The sequence below is a fragment of the Pseudomonas sp. R19M genome, assembly GCF_050312585.1.
GTDB classification, from domain to species: domain Bacteria; phylum Pseudomonadota; class Gammaproteobacteria; order Pseudomonadales; family Pseudomonadaceae; genus Aquipseudomonas; species Aquipseudomonas palleroniana.
The window spans coordinates 70,045-91,536 of the sequence record NZ_JBNPJV010000062.1 but is presented as its reverse complement, the minus strand read 5'-3'; the positions used below and the strand labels follow the sequence as shown (position 1 = coordinate 91,536).

General features: G+C 60.7%; 17 protein-coding genes. 6 read left to right on the top strand and 11 right to left on the bottom strand.

The genetic code is table 11. The annotated features are described in order from the left end of the window. Nucleotides 1-50: 50 nt before the first annotated feature. The 5 genes from ACQRBT_RS12895 to treP form a co-directional block, all read right to left on the bottom strand. The gene (locus ACQRBT_RS12895; RefSeq protein ID WP_412046749.1) at nt 51-329 is read right to left on the bottom strand and encodes a PTS glucose transporter subunit IIB; all 279 of its coding nucleotides are present in this window, start codon (nt 327-329) and stop codon (nt 51-53) included. 2 nt (nt 330-331) lie between these two features. Beyond that, nucleotides 332-2,857 carry a phosphoenolpyruvate--protein phosphotransferase gene (ptsP, locus tag ACQRBT_RS12890; RefSeq protein WP_412046748.1) on the bottom strand — a complete coding sequence of 842 codons (2,526 nt, stop codon included), beginning with the start codon at nt 2,855-2,857 and terminating at the stop codon, nt 332-334. Nucleotides 2,858-3,028: 171 nt separating this feature from the next. Further along, complete coding sequence (locus ACQRBT_RS12885; protein ID WP_412046747.1) at nt 3,029-4,249, bottom strand: maltoporin; 1,221 nt, start codon at nt 4,247-4,249, stop codon at nt 3,029-3,031. A gap of 71 nt (nt 4,250-4,320) precedes the next feature. After that, a complete protein-coding gene (gene treC / locus ACQRBT_RS12880; protein ID WP_412046746.1) occupies nt 4,321-5,967 on the bottom strand; it encodes an alpha,alpha-phosphotrehalase in 1,647 nt (548 codons plus the stop codon). Between the two features lie 123 nt (nt 5,968-6,090). Then, nucleotides 6,091-7,533 carry a PTS system trehalose-specific EIIBC component gene (gene treP / locus ACQRBT_RS12875; protein ID WP_412046745.1) on the bottom strand — a complete coding sequence of 481 codons (1,443 nt, stop codon included), beginning with the start codon at nt 7,531-7,533 and terminating at the stop codon, nt 6,091-6,093. Between the two features lie 249 nt (nt 7,534-7,782). Here treP and treR point away from each other — a divergent pair, with 249 nt between their 5' ends. Together treR and ACQRBT_RS12865 are read left to right on the top strand one after the other, a co-directional pair. Beyond that, nucleotides 7,783-8,487 carry a trehalose operon repressor gene (treR, locus tag ACQRBT_RS12870; protein WP_060754299.1) on the top strand — a complete coding sequence of 235 codons (705 nt, stop codon included), beginning with the start codon at nt 7,783-7,785 and terminating at the stop codon, nt 8,485-8,487. A 13-nt stretch (nt 8,488-8,500) separates the two neighbouring features. Beyond that, nucleotides 8,501-9,271: an APH(3')-II family aminoglycoside O-phosphotransferase gene (locus tag ACQRBT_RS12865; RefSeq protein WP_244700465.1), complete on the top strand. Its 771-nt coding sequence runs from the start codon at nt 8,501-8,503 to the stop codon at nt 9,269-9,271. Nucleotides 9,272-9,350: 79 nt separating this feature from the next. Here ACQRBT_RS12865 and guaA read toward each other — a convergent pair whose 3' ends face one another. The 4 genes from guaA to ACQRBT_RS12845 all read right to left on the bottom strand — a co-directional run bounded on the left by guaA (nt 9,351) and on the right by ACQRBT_RS12845 (nt 14,067). Further along, complete coding sequence (gene guaA / locus ACQRBT_RS12860) at nt 9,351-10,928, bottom strand: glutamine-hydrolyzing GMP synthase (RefSeq protein ID WP_060754301.1); 1,578 nt, start codon at nt 10,926-10,928, stop codon at nt 9,351-9,353. An 80-nt stretch (nt 10,929-11,008) separates the two neighbouring features. Beyond that, nucleotides 11,009-12,478 (bottom strand): IMP dehydrogenase, encoded by a 1,470-nt coding sequence (gene guaB / locus ACQRBT_RS12855; RefSeq protein ID WP_060754302.1) that lies wholly within the window; start codon nt 12,476-12,478, stop codon nt 11,009-11,011. Nucleotides 12,479-12,607: 129 nt separating this feature from the next. Then, nucleotides 12,608-13,156 carry a sugar ABC transporter ATPase gene (locus tag ACQRBT_RS12850; RefSeq protein WP_412046744.1) on the bottom strand — a complete coding sequence of 183 codons (549 nt, stop codon included), beginning with the start codon at nt 13,154-13,156 and terminating at the stop codon, nt 12,608-12,610. A gap of 143 nt (nt 13,157-13,299) precedes the next feature. Next, complete coding sequence (locus ACQRBT_RS12845) at nt 13,300-14,067, bottom strand: sulfite exporter TauE/SafE family protein (protein ID WP_060754304.1); 768 nt, start codon at nt 14,065-14,067, stop codon at nt 13,300-13,302. 99 nt (nt 14,068-14,166) lie between these two features. Here ACQRBT_RS12845 and ACQRBT_RS12840 point away from each other — a divergent pair, with 99 nt between their 5' ends. The 4 genes from ACQRBT_RS12840 (at nt 14,167) to leuA (ending at nt 19,273) form a co-directional block, all read left to right on the top strand. Next, nucleotides 14,167-15,057, top strand: a complete 891-nt coding sequence (locus tag ACQRBT_RS12840; RefSeq protein WP_412046743.1) for a LysR family transcriptional regulator — start codon at nt 14,167-14,169, stop codon at nt 15,055-15,057. A gap of 9 nt (nt 15,058-15,066) precedes the next feature. Next, the gene (gene xseA / locus ACQRBT_RS12835; protein WP_060754306.1) at nt 15,067-16,446 is read left to right on the top strand and encodes an exodeoxyribonuclease VII large subunit; all 1,380 of its coding nucleotides are present in this window, start codon (nt 15,067-15,069) and stop codon (nt 16,444-16,446) included. A 3-nt stretch (nt 16,447-16,449) separates the two neighbouring features. After that, nucleotides 16,450-17,271 (top strand): M23 family metallopeptidase, encoded by an 822-nt coding sequence (locus tag ACQRBT_RS12830; protein ID WP_104994742.1) that lies wholly within the window; start codon nt 16,450-16,452, stop codon nt 17,269-17,271. A gap of 322 nt (nt 17,272-17,593) precedes the next feature. Continuing rightward, nucleotides 17,594-19,273: a 2-isopropylmalate synthase gene (leuA, locus tag ACQRBT_RS12825; RefSeq protein WP_090368728.1), complete on the top strand. Its 1,680-nt coding sequence runs from the start codon at nt 17,594-17,596 to the stop codon at nt 19,271-19,273. A gap of 180 nt (nt 19,274-19,453) precedes the next feature. On the opposite strand, the gene ACQRBT_RS12820 is transcribed toward leuA, so the two are convergent. After that, on the bottom strand, nt 19,454-20,245 hold the full coding sequence (locus ACQRBT_RS12820; RefSeq protein WP_060754309.1) for an amidohydrolase: 792 nt from the start codon (nt 20,243-20,245) through the stop codon (nt 19,454-19,456). Then, on the bottom strand, nt 20,233-21,381 hold the full coding sequence (locus ACQRBT_RS12815) for a pyridoxal phosphate-dependent aminotransferase (protein ID WP_412046742.1): 1,149 nt from the start codon (nt 21,379-21,381) through the stop codon (nt 20,233-20,235). Before ACQRBT_RS12815 ends, ACQRBT_RS12820 begins: the two co-directional genes overlap by 13 nt. Nucleotides 21,382-21,492 lie beyond the last annotated feature (111 nt).

Sequence of the window (21,492 nt, the reverse complement as noted above, 5' to 3'; positions counted from 1 at the left end):
CACACCGCTATCGGGAGCAAGCCCCCTCCCACACTTGGATCTTCACTTGGCTATAAGCCGGTGAGCAGATGCACCACCCCACCCGCCAACACCATCACGGCGGGCACACCCGCCGCCTTCAACCTCATCTCATCCAGACGTCCCACATCCTGCAACTGTACCCGCACCCGCGTCAGCGCCACACGCTGCTGCGACTTGAGGTTATCGGCCCCACCCAATGCGCTCAGCACTTCGGCCGACAACAGACTCTGCGTCGGCGCAGTGGCCGTCTCGGCAATCAGATCCGGGGTCAGGGCTTTCCAGAACGCCCGCTGTATTTTCTCGAACATGCTCAGTGCTCCACAACAGGTGAGGTTTCAACGGTAGCCGTGTGGTACAGGCGCAGGGCTTCACGCACTTGGGCGGCTTCTTCCAGGCCCAGTACCTGGCGGGCGATAAGCTGGCAGTCAGCCAGGTCCAGATCGCGCACAGTGGCCTTGATGGTCGGGATCAACGGCACGCTGACCGACAGCTCATCCACCCCCAGGCCAATCAACACCGGCACCGCCAGCGCCTCGGACGCCAACGCGCCGCACACCCCTACCCACTTGCCGTGGGCGTGGGCGGCCTTGACGGTGGTGGCGATCAAACGCAATACCGCTGGGTGAAAGCTGTCGGCCTGGCTGGCCAGGCGCGGGTGGTCACGGTCCATGGCCAGGGTGTATTGGGTCAAGTCGTTGGTGCCGATGGAGAAGAAATCCACATGCGGCGCAAACACATCAGCCATCAAGGCGGCAGACGGCACTTCGATCATGATGCCCAGCTTCGGCAGCTCGGTGAGCCCGAGCGCCAGCGCTTCTTCCTGAAGCATCGTGCGGGCCAGGTGCAACTCCGACAGCAGGCTGACCATCGGCAACATGATGTGCAGGCGTGCGAAACCGGCACTGGCAAGGATCGCGCGCAACTGTTCACGCAACAACTGCGGGCGCTCCAGGCATAGGCGAATACCGCGCAAGCCGAGAAAGGGGTTGGCCTCGCTGTCCATCGGTACATAGGCCAATGGTTTGTCGCCGCCCACATCCAGAGTGCGGACCACCAGATTGCGCTCGGTGCCCAAGGCACAGGCAATGGCGGCGTAGGTGCCGGCTTGTTCGTGCGGGCTAGGTGCACGGTTGCGGTCCAGGTACAGAAACTCCGAACGCAGCAGCCCGACGCCCTCACCACCGAGGGCCAGGGATTGTTCTACCTCCTGCAACGAGGCGACGTTAGCCGTGACTTCGACGTGATGGCCGTCGCGGGTAGTGGCCGGCAAAGCCGCCTGCGCCACGTCACGCTGACGCCTGAGCACTTGCTGCTGGCGCGCCGCTTCCAACTGTTCGATTTCAGCCAGGTTCGGCTCCAGGTGCAGTTCGCCTTGGTCGGCGTCGAGCAGCACCTGCTTGCCGTTGGCCAGCGCCAGTGCCTGCACCGGCACGCCGCAGATCGCCGGCAACCCCAACGCCCGCGCAAGAATTGCGACGTGGCTGGTCGCGCCACCGCCGACGGTGACAAAGCCGAGCACCTTGTGCGTGTCCAGGCTGGCGGTTTGCGAGGGGGTCAGTTGTTCGGCGATCAGGATCGTGCGCTCGGGTAAATCCCAGGCGCGGTCCTGAATGCCGAGGATCAACTTCAAGACGCGCTGGCCGACATCGGCCAGGTCAGCCGCACGTTCGGCGAGCAATGTACTGCCCAGGCCCTGGAATAATTTGCCGGTGGTCACCGTGGCACTGTGCCAGGCAAACGCAGCGCTCTTGCCTTGCGCCAGCAGGTCGTGGGCTTGTTCCAGCAAGCTCGGGTCTTCGAGCAACTCCTGGTGGGCGCGAAAAATCTCGGCCTGGGCACTGCCTGTCGCGTTGTCTTGCAACCTTTGCAGGGCGACGGTCGCCGCCAGCAGGCCACGGTCCAGGGCCGCGCGCTCGAGCGCTTCGCCAGCGCCGGCTTCGGTGATCGTCAGTTCAGGCTCGGCCACCTGCACCACTTGGCCAAACGCCGACCCTGGCGAGGCACAAACGCCGCGCAGCACTGTCGATGACGCCGCAGGCGCCGACGGTTCAGCCACCTCGACCGTCGCCACGCCCGCCTCACCACAGCCCTCATTCAACAACGTCACCAGCGCCTTGATCGCTGCCTCGGCATCTTCGCCAGCAGCGCTCACCTGCAAGGTATCGCCCTGTACGGTTTGCAGCGCCATGATCGCCACCAATGACTTGGCATTGGCGCTCTGGGTTTGCTTGTGCAAGTAAATGCTCGCCTTAAACCCTTTCGCCGCCTGGGCCAACACCGCCGCAGGGCGGGCGTGCAGGCCGTTGGCATTGGGCAAGGTCAACGGCTTGGAGAACAGCGCCTCGCCCTCCTCTTCAACCTCCTCATCAGCGGGTTGAGAGGCTGAAACCCGCAGCAGCGGCTGGCCCACCTCCACTCGCCCATTGGCCAGGAGCGTGAAGGGTTCGCCGCTGACCACCAACATCAAGGTCAGCAAACTACGCGCGTTGAGCGCCAGGTAGTCAGCATCGAATTCGATCAGCGGCTGCCCCGGCAGCACCCGCTGGCCTTCCTGCACCAGTCGGTTGAAGCCCTGCCCCGCCAGGTTTACGGTGTCCAGGCCGATATGCAGCAGCACCTGGACGCCATTGTCGTCGGTCACGCTGACGGCATGCCCACTGTCCTGGATATTGCTGATCACCCCGGCCAACGGCGCGCAGAGGGTCTGCGAGGTCGGGTCGATGCACAGGCCGTCGCCGATCAGGCGACTGGCAAACACCGGATCGGGCACCTGATCCAGCGCCAGCAGGACACCGGACAAGGGCGCCAGCAGTTCCAGGGGTTGAGTTGTGGTCATGACTTCACCTGCTGTCTGGTTCTTTAAAAATCATTGGGTGGGAGCTAATCCCATCAGTGGCAGGAATCAAATGTGGGAGGGGGCTTGCCCCCGATGGCAGTGGTTCAGCCTGCACATTTGCCACTCGATATACCGCTATCGGGAGCAAGCCCCCTCTCACATGGGGCCACGCTATTTCCACCAGTATTCGACTTGCACACCCACATTCGAGCCATGCCGTGCCGTGCCGTAGGCGCCGGTGTCGGACAACGCCGAACCCGCCGCCAGTTCATTCGCCGCACGCTTGGCCGCCTCGTTCCAGCTTGCATAGGTGTAGTACAAGCGCACCTCCGGTCGCGCCCAGAAGTCCGGGCCTTTAGGCGACCAGGTCGGGGCAAACGTGAATTTGCTCAGTTTGCGCGTGCCACCACTGGCCTCGACCTGATCATGGCCAAGCTCGGTGACCAGTTTGAATTGTTCGCTGAGCGCATACGCCGGGCGCACGCCGATGGACATCCAGGTCTGGTCCTGGCTGCCGGGACGGATGTCTTTCTGGTACACCGCTTCGACCTGCCCGCCGAAGCGCGGGGTCACCTGCCAATCGAAAAACTCCACGGCACGGTAGCTCTTGCTGCTTTTGTCCAGCGCCGTATCGCCGGTATAACCGAGGCCGGTGCCGGGGCCTTCACCGTATTGCAGGGCGAATTTGTTCTTGCCACCCAGGAAAGGTTTTTGCACATGCTGCGCCGTGATCGCCCATCCGCTGTGAGCGTCGCGGCCGCCCGCTTTGTCGATGTAGCTCAAGCCGAACTCCAGCTCACCGCCCGGGTTGGTCTTGAAGCCCGCCACGTTGAAGTCGTGACGGGTGGCGTATTCCTTCTGGTACAGATTGTCCTTGCGGGAAATCGCGTAGCTGTATTTGAGGTCGCCGATCAATACGTCCTCGACGCCACCGCCCGTGGCGCTCTGGTTCCAGTAGTAGAAATCGGAGATATGGATATCGTTACGCTTGTAGTAACGCCGCCCCGCCCACAGCGAACCACCATTGAGGCTGGGCAGGTTGGACCACTGCGCATACATCTGCGGCATACGTGCCGAGCCGTTATCCTCGCCCTGGAACTTCAGGGCACGGTCGTACCGGTTGTAGAGGGACGCCATGGCATCGATGCTCAACACCGAACCGTCATCCAGGGTGAGCAGGTCCTGGCGCAATTCCAACTCGGCGTACTGCTCACATTCATTCCCCAAACGATATTTCGTTTGCGCCCCCGGTAATTGAAAGCACTGCTGTTTGCCACTGCCGGTCGAAGTGCCCGCGCCGCTGCGCAGGTAACCGGCGAACTCCAGGGCCTGAGCGGCAAAGGGGGCAGTGAGACACGACGCAATGAGGCCCAGCTTGATTGTTGTTTTCATGAAGCACTCCACTTTTTTTATTATGTTTTTTGAAGCGCCCCTGCACTCCCATACAGGGGTTCCAGCTGGTCTCAATCCTTGAGGTGCAGCACGAACGATTCATAGGGGCGTAACACCACCTCGTTCGAACGACGCGGGCAGTCGGGGTAGTTGCTGATCAGCAGGCGTTGCTCAGTCGCCGCGGTGATGAGCGTTTCCGGCAACTGGATTTCGCAGTGCTCGCCGTAGAAGTTGTTAAGCACCAGCAAGCGCTCGCCATGGCCTTCGCGCACATAGGCCCAGACTTGCGGATGGTCTTGCAGCAGTTGGCGGTAAACGCCTTGCTGAATCAGCGGCTCGTGGCGCCGCAGAGCGATCAGCGCGCGGTAGTGATGCAGCACCGAATCCGGATCATCCAGTTGGTTGGCAACGTTGATGTGCGCCGCGTTGGCCGGAATGCCGATCCACGGCTCACCCGTGCTGAAACCGGCATTCGCTTCGTTGCTCCACTGCATCGGTGTGCGGCTGTTATCGCGGGACTTCTGCATGATCGCCGCCATGCTCGAGGTCTCGGACTCTCCGGCATCGCGCTTGAGACGGAAGATGTTCAGGGTCTCCACATCGCGGTACTGCAAGATGCTGTCGAAGCCCGGATTGGTCATGCCCAGCTCTTCACCCTGGTACACAAACGGCGTGCCCTGCAGGAAGTGCAACGCAGTGCCGAGCATCTTGGCCGAGACCACGCGGTGCTCGCCGTCATCGCCAAAGCGCGAGACCACACGCGGCTGGTCGTGGTTACACCAGAACAATGCGTTCCAGCCACCACCGGCCTGCATGCCCAGTTGCCAGTCGGAAAAGATCTGCTTGAGTTGCAGGAAATCGAAGTCGGCCTTCACCCACTTCTGCAAGTTCGGATAATCGACTTTCAGGTGATGAAAGTTGAAGGTCATCGACAGCTCTTTCGACTCCGGCCGTGAGTAGCGCACGCAGTGCTCCAGGCTGGTGGAGGACATCTCGCCGACATTGATCAGGTCGTGCCCTTCGAAGACTTCGCGGTGCATTTCCTGCAGGTATTCGTGCACGTTCGGGCCGTCGGTGTAGAAGCGCCGGCCATCGCTGTTGTCTTCGGGAAAATCGGCAGGCTTGGAGATCAGGTTGATCACGTCCAGGCGGAAACCGCCCACGCCCTTGTCGCGCCAGAAGCGCATCAACTTGAACACCTCGGCGCGCACCTGCGGGTTATCCCAATTGAGATCGGCCTGGGTGTGGTCGAACAGGTGCAGGAAGTACTGCCCGGTTTGCGCTTCGTATTCCCAGGCCGAGCCGCCGAACTTGGACTCCCAGTTGTTCGGCTGGTCGCGCCAGATGTAGAAGTCGCGGTACGGATTGTCGAGGCTGCTGCGCGCTTGCTGGAACCACTCATGTTCGATGGAAGTGTGGTTGACCACAATATCCAGCATCAGCTTGATGCCGCGCTTGGCCGCTTCGCTGATCAGCAGGTCGCAGTCGGCCATGGTGCCGTAGCTGGGGTCGATGGCGTAGTAGTCGCTGATGTCGTAGCCGTTGTCGCGTTGCGGCGAACGCAGGAACGGAGTGATCCACAGGCAATCCACGCCCAGCCATTGGAGGTAGTCGAGTTTGTCCACGATGCCCAGCAGGTCACCGGTGGCGTTACCCGCGTGGCTGTGGAAGCTTTTGGGGTAGACCTGGTAGATCACCGAGTGTTGCCAGTCTTGCATGGTGGGTTCCTTCAGTTGAATTGGGGGCTGGCCTCTCGGGCCTCATCGGGGGCAAGCCCCCTCCCACACTTGAATGCATTCACACATCAAAAAGTGAGAGGGGCTTGCCCCGATAGCGGTTGATCAGGCGACGCGATACCCGGGCCGAACAATCTTCATGCTCAACGCACAGGTCAAAACAAACGGCACCACGATCGCGACGACCATCCCGATCACAAACATCGGAATGGCGCTCGGCACGATCGAGATAAAACCAGGCAATCCCCCTACCCCAATGGCCGACGCCTGCACCTTGTTCAGCGATAGGAAAATGCTGCCCAGCGCCGAGCCCACAAGGGCGGCATAGAACGGAAACTTGAAGCGCAGGTTGACCCCGAACATCGCCGGCTCGGTGATGCCGAAGTACGCGGAGATCGCCGAGGTCGACGCCATGCTTTTGTCCCGCGCATTGCGGGTGGTGTAGAACACCGCGAGTGCGGCGCTGCCCTGGGCCAGGTTGGACATGACGATCATCGGCCAGATAAAGGTGCCGCCCTGGGTGGCGATCAGTTGCAAGTCCACGGCGAGAAACATGTGATGCATGCCGGTGATGACCAACGGCGCATACAACAGGCCGAAAATCGCCCCGCCGATCATCGGTGCCAGATCAAACAGCGTCACCACGCCTTCAGTGATCAGGATGCCCAGGTGACGGGTCACCGGGCCGATGATCGCCATCGCCAGCACACCGGTCACGACGATGGTGGTGATCGGCACCACGAGCAGTTGAATCGCATTCGGCACCCGCGCCCGCAGCCATTTCTCGATGACGCTCATCACATACGCCGCCATCAGGATCGGCAGGATCTGCCCCTGGTAGCCCACCTTCTCAATCTTGAACCAGCCGAAAATATCGAAGTACGGCAGGCTCTGGCCGTCGAGCCCGGCCACTGCCTTGCCGTAGTTCCAGGCATTGAGCAGGTCCGGGTGTACCAGCATCAGGCCGAGCACGATGCCGAGGATTTCACTGCCGCCAAAGCGCTTGGCCGCTGACCAGCCCACCAGCGCCGGCAGGAACACGAACGAGGTGTTGGCCATCAGGTTGATCAGGCTCCACAAGCCATCCAGGTTCGGATAGGCCTCCAGCAGCGTCTTGCCCTCGATGAACATGCCCTTGGCGCCCATCAGGTTGTTCACGCCCATCAACAGGCCGGCGATGATCAACGCGGGCAGGATCGGCATGAACACGTCGGAGAACACCCGCACCAGGCGCTGCATGGCGTTGGTCTTGTCGGCGCCCTTCTTCTTCACGTCGGCGATGGTGGCGGCCGCAAGACCGGTTTGCTCGCGCAAGGCGGCGTAGACCTTTTCCACTTCACCGGGGCCGATCACCACCTGGAACAGACCGCCGGTGAAGAACGAGCCCTTGACCAGATCGACCTGGTTCAACGCGCTGCTCTTGACCAGGCTTGGGTCCTTGAGCGCCAGGCGCAGGCGGGTCACGCAGTGGGCAGCTTGCTCAAGGTTTTCGCTGCCCCCGAGGTTTTCGAGAATCTCGCGGGCAATCGTCGAATAGTCGTGGCTCATGCTTGGTTTCCACTTTGATTTTTTTATTGGAGGGCAGTCATTGGCAGCACGCCGAGGGCAAAAGTACTCGTCTGTACGAGTTAAAGCAACAACTCGTACAGACGAGTTACAAATTGTTTACTTTTCCGAACCTTGAGTCAGACATTTCAGCTCTTACGCCGGCCTGCAATGGACAAACCCCACCTCTGCCACTAAGGTTCCTGCCTGAACGCGCAGTCACCTTCATCAGTCGGGCACAGAGCCATCTCCATGAGCAAATACAACCAGATCTATACGGATCTGCTTGCCAGCATCACCACTGAACGCCTGCAACGCGGCACGCGCCTTCCCTCCGAAACCGAATTGATGGACAGCTACCAGGCCAGCCGAGGCACCGTGCGCCGGGCCATCGAACAGTTGCAGGAACGTGGTTTTGCACAAAAGATCCACGGCAAGGGCACCTTCGTGCTGTCGCCCAACCCGATCGAGTTCCAACTGGGCGGTATCGTCAGCTTCCACGAAACCCACGCCGACCTGGGCGATGACGTACGCACCGAAGTCGTCGAGTTCACCCAGTTCCCATTGGAAGGCACACTGCTGCAACACATCGAAGCAGAGCCCGGCACCCTGATCACCCGCATCAAACGGGTACGGCGCATCGGCGGCAAACGCGTGATCCTGGACATCAACCACTTCGTCGCGGACGTGATCCCGGGGCTGGATCGCGACATTGCCGAACAATCAATCTACGCGTTTATCGAACAGACCCTGCAGTTGCAGATTGCCTACGCCCAACGCACCATCGAAGCCCTGCCGCGCGGCAAAGACGACCAGACTCACCTCGACCTCGAAGGCCAGAGCCATGTGATCGTGGTGAGTAACCAGACGTTTTTGCAGGACGGGCGGCAGTTCGAGTACACCGAGTCGCGGCATACGTTGGATAAGTTTTATTTTTCGGATATTGCACGTCGATAAGCCGGAAACAAACATGAAAATCCCAAGCAAATGGCATAGACAATACCCCCATGCACTCATCGAGCAGCAAGCCATCGGCGAGTCGCGGGCAGACGTCTTTCGCCTGCGCCAGGATGGCCGCACGGATCTGTTCCTGAAATCAGAGCGGCTCGATGAACACAGCGAGCTGGCAGACGAAATCGAACGGCTTCGCTGGCTGCGGCAAATGGATCTGCCTGCACCTGTGGTCCTGGATGAAGTGCAAGACGACCATCGCCATTGGCTGCTGATGACCGCCGTGCCGGGACAGGACCTGGCCAGTGCCAGCGGGCTTTCTGCCGCGCAGGTCATCAACATACTGGCGACGGCGCTGCGGACTTTGCATCAAGTCCCCGTCGCGCTTTGCCCCTTCGACCATTCAGTTGAGCAACGTATCGCACGCGCCCAGAAGCATGTCAGCGCCGGGCTCGTGGACGAAGCGGACTTCGACGATGAGCGACTGGGACGAAGTGCTGAGGACGTGTTTGCCGAACTGCTGTCGACTCGGCCAAAGATCCAAGATCAGGTTGTCACCCATGGCGATGCCTGCCTGCCGAACTTCATGACGGCAGACGCTCGCTTCAGCGGCTTCATCGACTGCGGCCGCCTGGGAATCAGTGACCGTTATCAAGACCTGGCCCTGGCAGCGCGAAGTATTGAACGCAACCTGGGGCAGGCATGGGTGAAAGCCTTTTTTGAGCTTTATGGTGTTGAGCCCGATGAACAGCGCATGAAGTTCTATTGTTTGCTGGACGAGTTTTTCTGACCTCGCCTGCCACCTGAAACACAAAACCCCGGCATATGGCCGGGGTTTTGTTATTCAGCACTCACCTGCTATTGCAGGATCATTCCCACTCAATCGTCGCCGGCGGCTTGCTCGACACGTCATACGTCACGCGCGAGATGCCTTCGATCTCATTGATGATACGGCCGCTGACAGTTTCCAACAGTTCGTATGGCAGGTGTGCCCAACGGGCGGTCATGAAGTCGATGGTTTCTACGGCACGCAGGGCCACGACCCACGCGTAACGGCGGCCATCGCCTACAACACCCACCGATTTCACCGGCTGGAATACTACGAACGCCTGGCTGACTTTGTGGTACCAGTCGGCCTTGCGCAGTTCTTCGATGAAGATGTGGTCGGCGCGACGCAGCAGGTCGGCGTATTCCTTCTTCACTTCACCCAGGATGCGCACGCCCAGGCCCGGGCCCGGGAATGGATGGCGGTAGACCATGTCGTACGGCAGGCCCAGCTCCAGGCCCAGACGGCGGACTTCGTCCTTGAACAGTTCGCGCAGCGGTTCTACCAGCTTGAGGTTCATTTCCTCAGGCAGGCCACCCACGTTGTGGTGGGACTTGATCACGTGGGCCTTGCCGCTCTTGGCGCCGGCCGACTCGATCACGTCGGGGTAGATGGTGCCCTGGGCGAGGTACTTGATGTTGTCCAGTTTGTTGGACTCGGCATCAAACACGTCGATGAAGGTGCGACCGATGATCTTGCGCTTCTTCTCCGGGTCGGACTCGCCGGCCAGGTTGTTCAGGAACTGCTCTTCGGCGTTGGCGCGGATCACCTTGACGCCCATGTTCTCGGCGAACATGGCCATCACTTGCTCGCCTTCATGCAAGCGCAGCAGGCCGTTGTCGACGAACACGCAGGTCAGTTGGTCGCCGATGGCCTTGTGCAGCAGCGCTGCAACCACGGAGGAGTCTACGCCGCCGGACAGGCCGAGCAGCACGTTGTCGGTGCCGACCTGGGCGCGAACCTGGGCGATGGCGTCTTCAGCGATCTTCGACGGCGTCCACAGGGCTTCACACCCGCAGATGTCGAGAATGAAGCGCGAAAGGATGCGACCGCCCTGCTTGGTGTGGGTCACTTCCGGGTGGAACTGCACGCCGTAGTAACGACGCTCGTCGTTGAACATGCCGGCGATCGGGCAGCTCGGGGTGCTGGCCAGGATGTGGAAGTCTTCCGGCATCTTGGTGACCTTGTCACCGTGGCTCATCCACACATCGAGGCCGAACAGGCCGTCGGCGTCGATGTGATCTTCGATGCCGTCCAGCAGGCGGCTCTTGCCGACCACGTCCACACGGGCATAACCGAATTCACGCAGCTCGGAACCTTCAACCTTGCCGCCCAGTTGCTCGGCCATGGTCTGCATGCCGTAGCAGATACCGAAGACCGGCACGCCCAGGTCGAATACCGCTTGCGGGCAGCGCGGGCTGTTGGCTTCGTGCACGGACTCGGGGCCGCCGGCGAGGATGACACCCTTGGGGGCGAATTCGCGGATCGCTGCGTCGTCCATGTCGAACGGATGCAGTTCGCAGTACACGCCGATTTCACGCACGCGGCGGGCGATCAGCTGAGTGTACTGGGAACCGAAGTCGAGGATCAGGATGCGGTGGGCGTGAATGTCGAGGGCCATGAAGTCAGTCTCGTCTAATGAATCAGAAACAACTCGGGGCTGAAGAACAGCCCCGGTTACTTAACGTTTTGCTGGAAGCCTCAACCTACGCGGTAGTTTGGCGCTTCCTTGGTGATCTGCACGTCGTGGACATGGGATTCAGCCATGCCGGCGCCGGTGATCCTTACGAACTCTGGCTTGGTGCGCATCTCTTCGATGTTGGCGCTACCGGTGTAGCCCATCGAGGAACGCAGGCCGCCCATCAGTTGATGGATGATGGCGCTCAGCGGGCCTTTGTACGGTACACGGCCTTCGATCCCTTCCGGTACGAGCTTCTCGGCGCCTGCCGAGGAGTCCTGGAAGTAACGGTCGGAAGAACCTTGTGCCTGGGACATGGCGCCCAGCGAACCCATGCCACGGTAAGCCTTGTACGAACGGCCCTGGAACAGTTCGACTTCACCCGGGGCTTCTTCGGTACCGGCGAACATCGAGCCCATCATCACGCAGGAGGCACCGGCAACGATGGCCTTGGACAGGTCACCGGAGAAGCGGATGCCGCCGTCGGCGATCAACGGCACGCCAGTGCCTTCAAGGGCGGCGGCGACGTTGGCGATGGCGCTGATTTGCGGCACGCCGACACCGGCGACGATACGGGTGGTGCAGATCGAGCCAGGGCCGATACCGACCTTGACGGCGTCGGCGCCCGCTTCGGCCAGGGCCTTGGCGGCTGCGCCGGTAGCGATGTTGCCACCGATCACCTGCACTTCCGGGAAGTTCTCTTTGACCCAGCGGACGCGGTCGATCACACCTTTGGAGTGACCGTGGGCAGTGTCGACCACCACCACGTCAACACCGGCGGCGACCAGGGCCGAAACGCGGTCGCCGGTATCTTTACCGGTACCGACGGCGGCGCCCACGCGCAGACGACCTTGGTCATCCTTGCTGGCCAGCGGGTAAGCCTTGGCTTTTTCGATGTCGTTGACGGTCATCATGCCTTTGAGGGCGAACTTGTCGTCGACGATCAGCACGCGCTCGATGCGGTGCTTGTGCAGCAGTTCGCGCACATCGTTCTTGTCGGCGCCTTCCTTGACGGTGACCAGACGCTCTTTAGGCGTCATCACTTCGCGGACGGTGACTTCAAGACGGTTCTCGAAACGCACGTCACGGGAAGTGACGATGCCGACCAGGTCGCCATCGTGCAGCACCGGAACACCGGAGATGTTGTGCGTGCGAGTGAGGTCGAACAAGTCACGCACGGTGGCGTCGGCTTCGATGGTGATGGGATCTTTCACCACACCGGCTTCGTAACGCTTGACCTTGCGCACTTCGGCAGCTTGCTGCTCGATGGTCATGTTCTTGTGGATGATGCCAATGCCGCCTTCCTGAGCCATGGCGATGGCCAGACGGGCTTCAGTGACGGTGTCCATGGCAGCGGAAATCAGAGGAATATTCAGCTCGATGCCACGGGTTAGGCGGGTCTTGAGACTGACTTCGTTAGGAAGCACCTCGGAATAACCAGGCACTAGGAGAATGTCGTCGAATGTCAGAGCTTCTTGGCTGATACGCAGCATCGCGGGGGCTCCCGAGCGGGAAAATGGAAGCGCGCCATTATATACACGCACCCTGCTGGGCTCAATGTAAAACTCTGACAAACTTGGTAATACTGATAGATGGAGAAAACCTGTAGCTTTTCAGGTGGGTTACAGCTCGACTTTGACCCAACTGATCTCCTGGTCCAGCCAGTCGGCAAATTCGTCGATAAAGCTTTGCTTGAACCCGGCCTCCGCCCAATTGTTGAAAATGAATCCCAGGTTGGAAAACCCGCATTCCTGCAGGAACAGAAAACCGTTGATGTCATCCTCATGCCCACACAGCGGGCAAGTGAAGTTGTCAGTGTGGCCAGGCATCCAGTCTTCCAGGCTTTCGAACAATGCCTCGCCGACCTCCTTAAGGCATTCCGGGCAGCCGGCTTCTTCGAGAAAACCTTTGGCTGGCGTATAGATGCAACGCTTGTAGATGATCTCCAGGCCGTTGACCGGCTCGTTGAACGGCAGCGCTTCGGGGTGCAGCACCACGGCGCGGGCGCCATCAGCCAGCGCGTAAGCCATGCGGTTGCCGGTACGCCCGCAGGTGCTCAGCTCTTCCTTGATGATGTTCTTACGCACCAGCCAGCGCACGATCGCGCGGGCGCGGGGTTCGTGGACGGGCAAGGTGGAGATTTTCGGGACAAGGATGCTTTGGGAGTTCATGGGAGTCCTGCGGTATGGCCACTGGCCTCAACGGGGGCGAGCCCCCTCCCACCTTTGAAGGTATTCACAATTCAAAATGTGCGAGGGGGCTTGCCCCCGATGAGGCTCTAAAGGCAGGCAGCTTAATCCCTGCCTCACACAGGTCAAGTACTCAAATACCGCCCGATCAAGGCAATACCACTGGCCAGCACCAGCCAAGTCACCAAACGCACAAAAGCCTCACGGGACATGCGCATCGTCAGCCTGCGCCCACACCACAGCCCGAGGGCCATCGCCGGCAACAAGCACAGCGCCAGCATCAGCAACGGCCCGTCGGCGTACACCCCGGCGATCAGGAACAGGCTCAGGCGCACCACCGTGCTGCAACTGATCAACGCGCTTTGTGTGGCGCGCGCCGCGTCCTTGGGCAAACGACTGTTCAAGTAGATCGCGTATAAAAAGCCGCCACTGCCGAACAGCGCGCCAAACAGACCGCCGACAGTGCCCATGGGCACCGACCAACCCGCCGCCAACTGAGTGGGCCGGGCCTTCACGGCCAGGCTGTAGATCGCATAGGCGCTGATGAACAGCCCCATCAACAGCAGCAACAGATCCGAATGCAGATTGAGCAGAAACACCACCCCGAGTGTGCAGCCCACGGCCATGCACGGCAGCAAGCGCAACAGCTCCGGCGGGTTCACATCACGCCGCGACTGCAGCAGATTGCCAAACGCCGCGACGAAATCCAGCAGCACCAGCAGCGGGATGATCTTCGACAGCGGCATAAACACAATCAGGATCGGCCCCGCCACCAGCGCCGTACCGAAACCGGCAATACCGAACACGACATAGGCCACGACCACGCCCAGGCCGATCACCGCCCAATCGATCCCACCAAACGACCACTGGCTCATCAACTCGACAGGGCTCATGGGTTATTCCTTTAAAGAGAAGGTCATCACTTTAGCCATCGGTGAGAGATGCGACTAATATCTTCAAAGCCCTTCACCTATCTCTAAAAGGCATGACGTGTGATCTCCACCCGCCAACTGCGCTACTTCGTCGAAATCGCCGACAGCGGCAGCTTCAGCGCCGCTGCCGAACGCCTGTTTGTAGCGCAATCGGCCCTGAGCCGACAGATCAAGGAGCTGGAAACCCAGCTGCAAACCCCACTGTTCGAACGCACTGCACGCCAACCTCGACTCACCGCCGCCGGCGAAGCGTTCTATCCACGGGCGCGCAACCTGCTGAGTGAGCTACTCAAGGCCAGCGAAATGGCGACACAAGTGGGTCACGGTCAACTTGGCACGTTGCGCCTGAGCCACTCAAGTACCGTGCCGATGAGCGGCCCATTGTTACAGGGCATCAGCACCTGGCTGGAGCGCTGCCCCGGCGTGTCGGTGGATATCGCCAAACTCTCCTCCGAAGCGCAACTGGAGGAAATCGCCAACGGCCGCCTGGACGTTGGCCTGTTACGCCTGCCGGTGCTGCGCCAACGTGAAGGCGTGCAGGTGGAGCCTTTATATAGTGAGCAACTGCTGCTGGCGGTGCCGCCGAACCATCCACTCGCCCGCACAGACGGGCCGATCGAATGGGCGCAGCTCAAAGATGAAGCGTTTATCTCGATCCCCCATCCCCAGCGTGGCGGCCTGAGTTACCTGTCGGCGGAACTGTGCATGCGTGCTGGTTTTTTCCCCAGGGCGGCGCGGGTGATGTCGCGCAAGACCACCCAACTGCAACTGATCCAGGCCGGTTTCGGTATTGCCTTGTTACCAAAATCCATGCAGGACATTGCGCCTCCCAACCTGCACTTTTTGCCCCTCGCCGAACCGGATTGCCTGAGCACCGTGGCCCTGGCCCGCGCACAGACGCCCAGCGCGCTGGTGGAGCAATTCTGCCAAACCCTGCACGAATGCCTATAAACTGCCGCCATGATTAAAGATCCCTTTGCCCGTCTGGGCCTGGACCGCGAAGTCCTGACTGTCAGCCAGCTCAACGGCCGCGCGCGGGTGTTGCTGGAAGACGTGTTCACCAATATCTGGGTGGAAGGCGAGATCTCCAACCTCGCCCGCCCAGCCTCCGGCCACGTGTACTTCACCCTCAAGGACAGTGGCGCCCAGGTGCGTTGCGCACTGTTTCGCAACAATGCCGCACGGGTGCGCCAGGCGTTGAAGGATGGCTTGGCGGTCAAGGTGCGTGGCAAGGTCTCACTGTTCGAGGGCCGCGGTGACTATCAGTTGATCCTCGACACGGTGGAGCCGGCCGGTGATGGTGCGCTGCGCCTGGCTTTCGATGCCCTGAAGGAAAAACTCAGCGCCGAAGGCCTGTTCAGTGCCGAACGCAAAGTACCGCTGCCGGCGCACCCTCGGCGTATTGGCATTATCAGCTCACCAACCGGTGCGGTGATCCGCGACATCATCAGCGTGTTCCGCCGCCGTGCACCACAGGTGCAATTGACGTTGATCCCCACTGCCGTACAAGGCCGCGAAGCGATCCCGCAGATCGTGCGGGCGCTGAAACTGGCCGACGCCCGCGGCTTTGATGCGTTGATCCTGGCCCGTGGCGGCGGCTCACTGGAAGACCTCTGGTGCTTCAACGAAGAAGCGGTGGCCCGGGCGGTGGATGCCTGCGTCACACCGATCGTCAGTGCCGTCGGCCATGAAACCGATGTATCGATCAGCGATTTTGTCGCGGACGTTCGCGCCCCAACGCCCTCGGCCGCTGCTGAATTGCTGGCCCCGGATGCCAGCCACCTGGTGCGCCAGGTCGAAAGCCTGCACCGAAGGCTGGTGATGCTGATGCGCAACCGCCTCACCCACGACCGCCTGCGCCTGGAAGGCATGGCCCGCCGCCTGCGCCACCCCGGCGAACGCCTGCGCCAGCAAGCCCAGCGCCTGGATGACCTGGACATGCGCCTGCGCCGTGCGTTCGAACGCAGCCTCAATACCCGCCGCGAACGCCTGATTCGCCTGGAAACCCGCCTTGCCGGCCAACACCCGGGGCGCCAACTGGCCTTGTTGCGCCAGCGCCTGGACAGCCTCGCCGAACGCCTGCCCCGCGCCATGCGCGAAGGTCTCAAGGCCCGCCGCCTGCAACTGCAAAGCCAGGTGCAGACGCTGCAGGTCGTCAGCCCGCTGGCGACCCTGGGCCGGGGTTACAGCATTCTGCTGGACGAACGCGGCCAGGCCATCCGCAACGCCGCACAGACCCACACCGGCCAGCGGCTGACCGCGCGTCTTGGTGAAGGCCAATTGCAGGTGCGGGTGGAAGACAACCACCTGACACCCGTCACCCTTTCGTTATTGGATTGATCGATGCCACGTTTACTCAGCCTGTTAATGCTGCTGTGCCTTGCCTTTAATGCCCATGCCGACAGCTACATCACCCGCACCCTGAACAAACCGGTGCCCGGCGGCGTTGCGGTGGTCGATCTCGGCCCTTCGGCGACGGCGCCCAAAGCCACTTACCAAGGCAAACCGGTGCTGGTGGTCAAGGAGCAGGACAACTGGCTGGCGATTGTGGGTATCCCGCTGACCGTCAAGCCGGGCAACGAGCGCATCATCAGCGGCGGGCGCAACCTGCCATTTATCGTCGGTTACAAGAAATACCCGGAACAACGCATCACCTTGAAAAACAAAAGCCAGGTCAACCCCGACCCGGCCCAGCTCAAGCGCATCGAGGGCGAACTGGCGGTGCAGATCAAGGCCTACCGCACCTTCAGCCCCAACCTGCCGAGCAACCTCGTACTGGATAAACCGGTGAATGGGCCGCTGTCGAGCAAGTTCGGCGTGCGCCGCTTCTTCAATGGCGAGGAACGCAACCCGCATTCCGGCCTGGACTTCGCCGTCGGTGCCGGCACCCCGATCAAAACCCCGGCAGCGGGTAAAGTGATCCTGACCGGCAACTACTTCTTCAACGGCAACACTGTGTTCGTTGACCATGGCCAGGGCTTTATCAGCATGTTCTGCCATATGTCGAAGATCGACGTGAAAACCGGCGATCAACTGGCACGCGGCGCCGTGGTCGGCAAGGTCGGCTCGACAGGCCGCGCGACCGGGCCGCATATGCATTGGAACGTCAGCCTCAATGATGCGCGAGTGGACCCGGCGATCTTTATCGGCGCCTTCCAACCTTGATCGGCTCGATTGCGCGCTCGCCAAAGGGCGCGCAATAAATACCAGTGCGTAGATAATTACCCACTATAAAATCTCGTTTTCTGCAGCAATAGCAGAACTTCTCTCAATTTTTCTCGACTGCTTGCCATCTTTCACCTCGGCGGTTAGGGTTGAGCTTATGAAAACCTCTCACACCCTCATTCAGCTCCGCCAGCACCGCAGCCTGTGCCTCGTCAGCGCACGACTGCCAGGCTGAATCGATCTGTCTCGTCCCCGGTTTTATCCCTAATAAACGCTTTCCGGCAGGCCGCCTCTTCTCGGCCCTACAACAAGGATTTTTCTGATGAGCATGCTCAAAGACCCGTCTTCCAAGTACCGTGCGTTCCCGACTATCGATATCCCGGACCGCACCTGGCCTTCGAAAACCATCACCAGCGCGCCGATCTGGTGCAGTTCCGACCTGCGTGATGGCAACCAGTCGCTGATCGAGCCAATGGACGCGGTTAAAAAGCTGCGTTTCTGGAAGACCCTGGTGGCGGTCGGCGTGAAGGAAATCGAGGCTTCGTTCCCGGCGGCCTCGCAAACCGACTTCGACTTTGTACGCACCCTGATCGAAGACAACCACATCCCCGAGGACACCACCATCCAGGTGCTGACCCAGGGTCGTGAAGACCTGATTGCGCGTACCTTCGAATCCCTGCGCGGTGCCAAGAAGGCCATCGTGCACCTGTATAACGCCACGTCGCCGTCGTTCCGTCGCATCGTGTTCAACCAGGATAAGGAAGGCATCAAGGCCATCGCGGTCAACGCCGCCAAGCTGTTCGTCAAATACGCCGCCCAGCAGCCTGAAACCCATTGGACCTTCGAATACTCGCCGGAGACCTTCAGCGCCACCGAGCTGGAGTTCGCCAAGGAAGTGTGTGATGCAGTGATCGAGGTGTGGAACCCGACACCTGAGCACAAGATGATCCTCAACCTGCCGGCCACCGTTGAATGCGCGACGCCGAACATCTATGCCGACCAGATCGAGTGGTTCGGTCGCCATATCAACCGTCGTGACAGCGTGATCATCAGCCTGCACACCCACAACGACCGTGGCACGGGCGTTGCCGCCACCGAGCTGGGCCTGATGGCCGGCGCCGACCGTGTCGAAGGCTGCCTGTTCGGCAACGGCGAGCGTACCGGTAACGTCGACCTGGTCACCGTGGCACTGAACATGTACACCCAGGGCCTCGACCCACAGCTGGACTTCTCCGACATCGACGGCGTGCGTAAAGTCGTCGAGGAGTGCAACCAGATCCAGGTGCACCCACGTCACCCCTACGTCGGCGACCTGGTGCACACCGCCTTCTCCGGCTCCCACCAGGACGCAATCCGCAAGGGTTTCGCCCAGCAGAAGGACGATGCGCTGTGGGAAGTGCCGTACTTGCCGATCGACCCGGCCGACATCGGCCGCAGCTACGAGGCCGTGATTCGGGTGAACAGCCAGTCGGGCAAAGGTGGTATCGCCTACCTGCTGGAGCAGGAATACGACATCAGCTTGCCGCGCCGCATGCAGATCGAATTCAGCCAGGTGGTGCAGGCCGAAACCGACCGCATCGGCCTGGAGATGACCGCACAGCAGATCTACGCCTTGCTGCAACGTGAGTACCTGCAAGCCAACACCCCGTACGCGCTGGTCAGCCACCGCCTGCAGGAAGAGAACGGCAACAGTTCGGTAGAAGTCGAAGTCTCGGGCAAGGGCCAGGGTGAAACCAACCTGCGCTGGCACGGCAAGGGCTACGGTACCCTGGAAGCCCTGGTCGCCGCCCTGCCGATCAAGGTGGAGATCATGGACTACAACGAACACGCCATCGGTGCAGGTACCAATGCCAAGGCGGCGGCCTACATTGAACTGCGTGTGAATGGCGAGCGCCCGGTGCACGGCGTGGGCATTGACGAAAACATCACTACGGCGAGCTTCAAGGCGGTGTTCAGTGCGCTGAACCGCTCGTTGAGCCAGCTGGAAGCGAAAGCGGCGTAAGCCCTACCGCTGAAATGCAAAAGGCCCCTGGGTGAGAATCCAGGGGCCTTTTTTGTTTGAGATATCAGGGCGTTCGGTCTGGCCTCATCGGGAGCAAGCCCCCTCCCACACTTGGAATGCATTCCAAATGGTGGGAGGGGGCTTGCTCCCGATGGCGAAATGACAAACAGCGAGAACCGATCAGACAAACTGAAAACTATCGGCATCCAGGTTCGCTGGAAACCGGGTGCGATAATCCGCCAGCTCCGCCGCGACCAGGCACACCTGGAACACCCCATCCGCCTCGCCGGCACTCAGCAAGGTCTCGCCCTGGAAATCCAGCACCTGGCTGTCACCGGTATAGGCAAAGCCTTTGCCATCGGTTCCCACCCGGTTCACTGCAGCCACGTAACACAGGTTTTCGATGGCTCGCGCCGGCAGCAGGCGGTTCCAATGCAGACGGCGGGCACCCGGCCAGTTGGCGGTGTACAGCAGCAGATCGGTGTCCTGGGCGTCGCGGCTCCACACCGGGAAGCGCAGGTCGTAGCAAATCAGCGGGCGAATACGCCAGCCTTTCAATTCAAACTGTACCTGGCGCTCGCCCGGCGTGTAATGGTCATGCTCGCCCGCCATACGGAACAGGTGGCGTTTATCGTAATGCAGCACCTCGCCATCCGGGCGCGCCCACAGCAGGCGGTTGCGGTGGCTGCCGTCCGCCGCCTGGATGATGACGCTGCCGGTGATTACCGCGTTGTGCTTCGCTGCCTGGGCCTGGAGCCATTGATGGGTAGGCCCCTGTTCCGGCTCGGCGAGCGTGGCCGACTCCATCGAAAAACCGGTGGTGAACATTTCCGGCAACACGATCAGATCAGCCCCTGTCGCCTGCTCCAGCAACAGCTCGAAGTGTTCAAGGTTGGCCTGGCGGTCATGCCAGGCCAAGTGGGTCTGGACCAGGGCAATATTCAGATTCGGCAATGTACTCAGATCACGCATAGTTTTTCGGCCGCTTGTCGCAGCGTCTCCTCGCGTTTGGCAAAGCACAGGCGCACCAGGCGCTGGCCTTGGGGTGGGTGCTGATAGAACACCGAGACCGGGATGGTCGCCACACCGTGTTCGCGGGTCATCCACAGTGACATGGCGACGTCATCCAGGTCCGGGCGAATCTGCGAGTAATCCACCAGTTGAAAGTAAGTACCGCTTACCCGGGTAAAGCTCAAGCGCGACGGGGCCAGCAGGTCGCAGAACAGATCACGCTTGGCTTGATAGAACGCCGGCAGTTCGTCGACGTGCTCCGGATGTTCGGCCATGAAGTCGGCCAAAGCATACTGCAGCGGGGTCACTCCGCAGAAGTTGACATATTGATGCACCTTGCGCAGTTCGGCCGTCAGGGCCGGTGGCGCGACGACGTAGCCGGTTTTCCAGCCGGTGACGTGGTAGGTCTTGCCAAAAGAACTGACCACGAACGCACGCGAGTACAGCTCTGCATAGGCCAATACGCTGACGTGGGGCACGCCATCGAATACCAGGTGTTCGTAAACCTCATCACTGACCAGATAAATATCACGGTCGCGGATCAGTTCGGCCAACTGGTCCAGTTCGGCACGGCTGATCAGTGCGCCAGTAGGGTTGTGCGGGGTGTTGAGGATAATCATGCGCGTGCGCGGCGAAAGTGCAGCCTTGATCTTTTCAAAGTCCAAGGCAAAACCTTGCAGGCTCAACTGCACATGGATGCACCGACCGCCGGCCAGTTCGACGGAGGGCTCGTAGCTGTCGTAGCAAGGGTCGAACACGATGACTTCATCACCTTGGCGAATCACCGCCTGAATCGCGCAGAAGATCGCCTCGGTGGCGCCGGGCGTGATGGTCACCTCAGTGTCAGCATTGACCGTGGCGCCATAACTGCGGGCGATCTTGGCGGCCACCTGCTGACGCAGCACCGGCAGGCCGGTCATTGGCGCATATTGGTTGTGACCCAGGGCGATGTGCTTGCCCACCGCGTCGAGCAAACCCTGGGGGCCGTTGAAGTCCGGAAACCCTTGGGACAGGTTGAGCGCGCCGGTTTCGGCAGCGAGTTGCGACATGGTGGTGAAAATGGTCGTGCCGACATTCGGCAGCTTGCTGGTGATCATCGAAAGGCCCCTGCAGGTAAGCCTCAAGTTTTAAGCTGCTGGTTGCATCGGGTCAAGGCACAAACCACCGCGCACAAAAAAGGGCTCATCAAGAGCCCTTTCTGTGTGGTC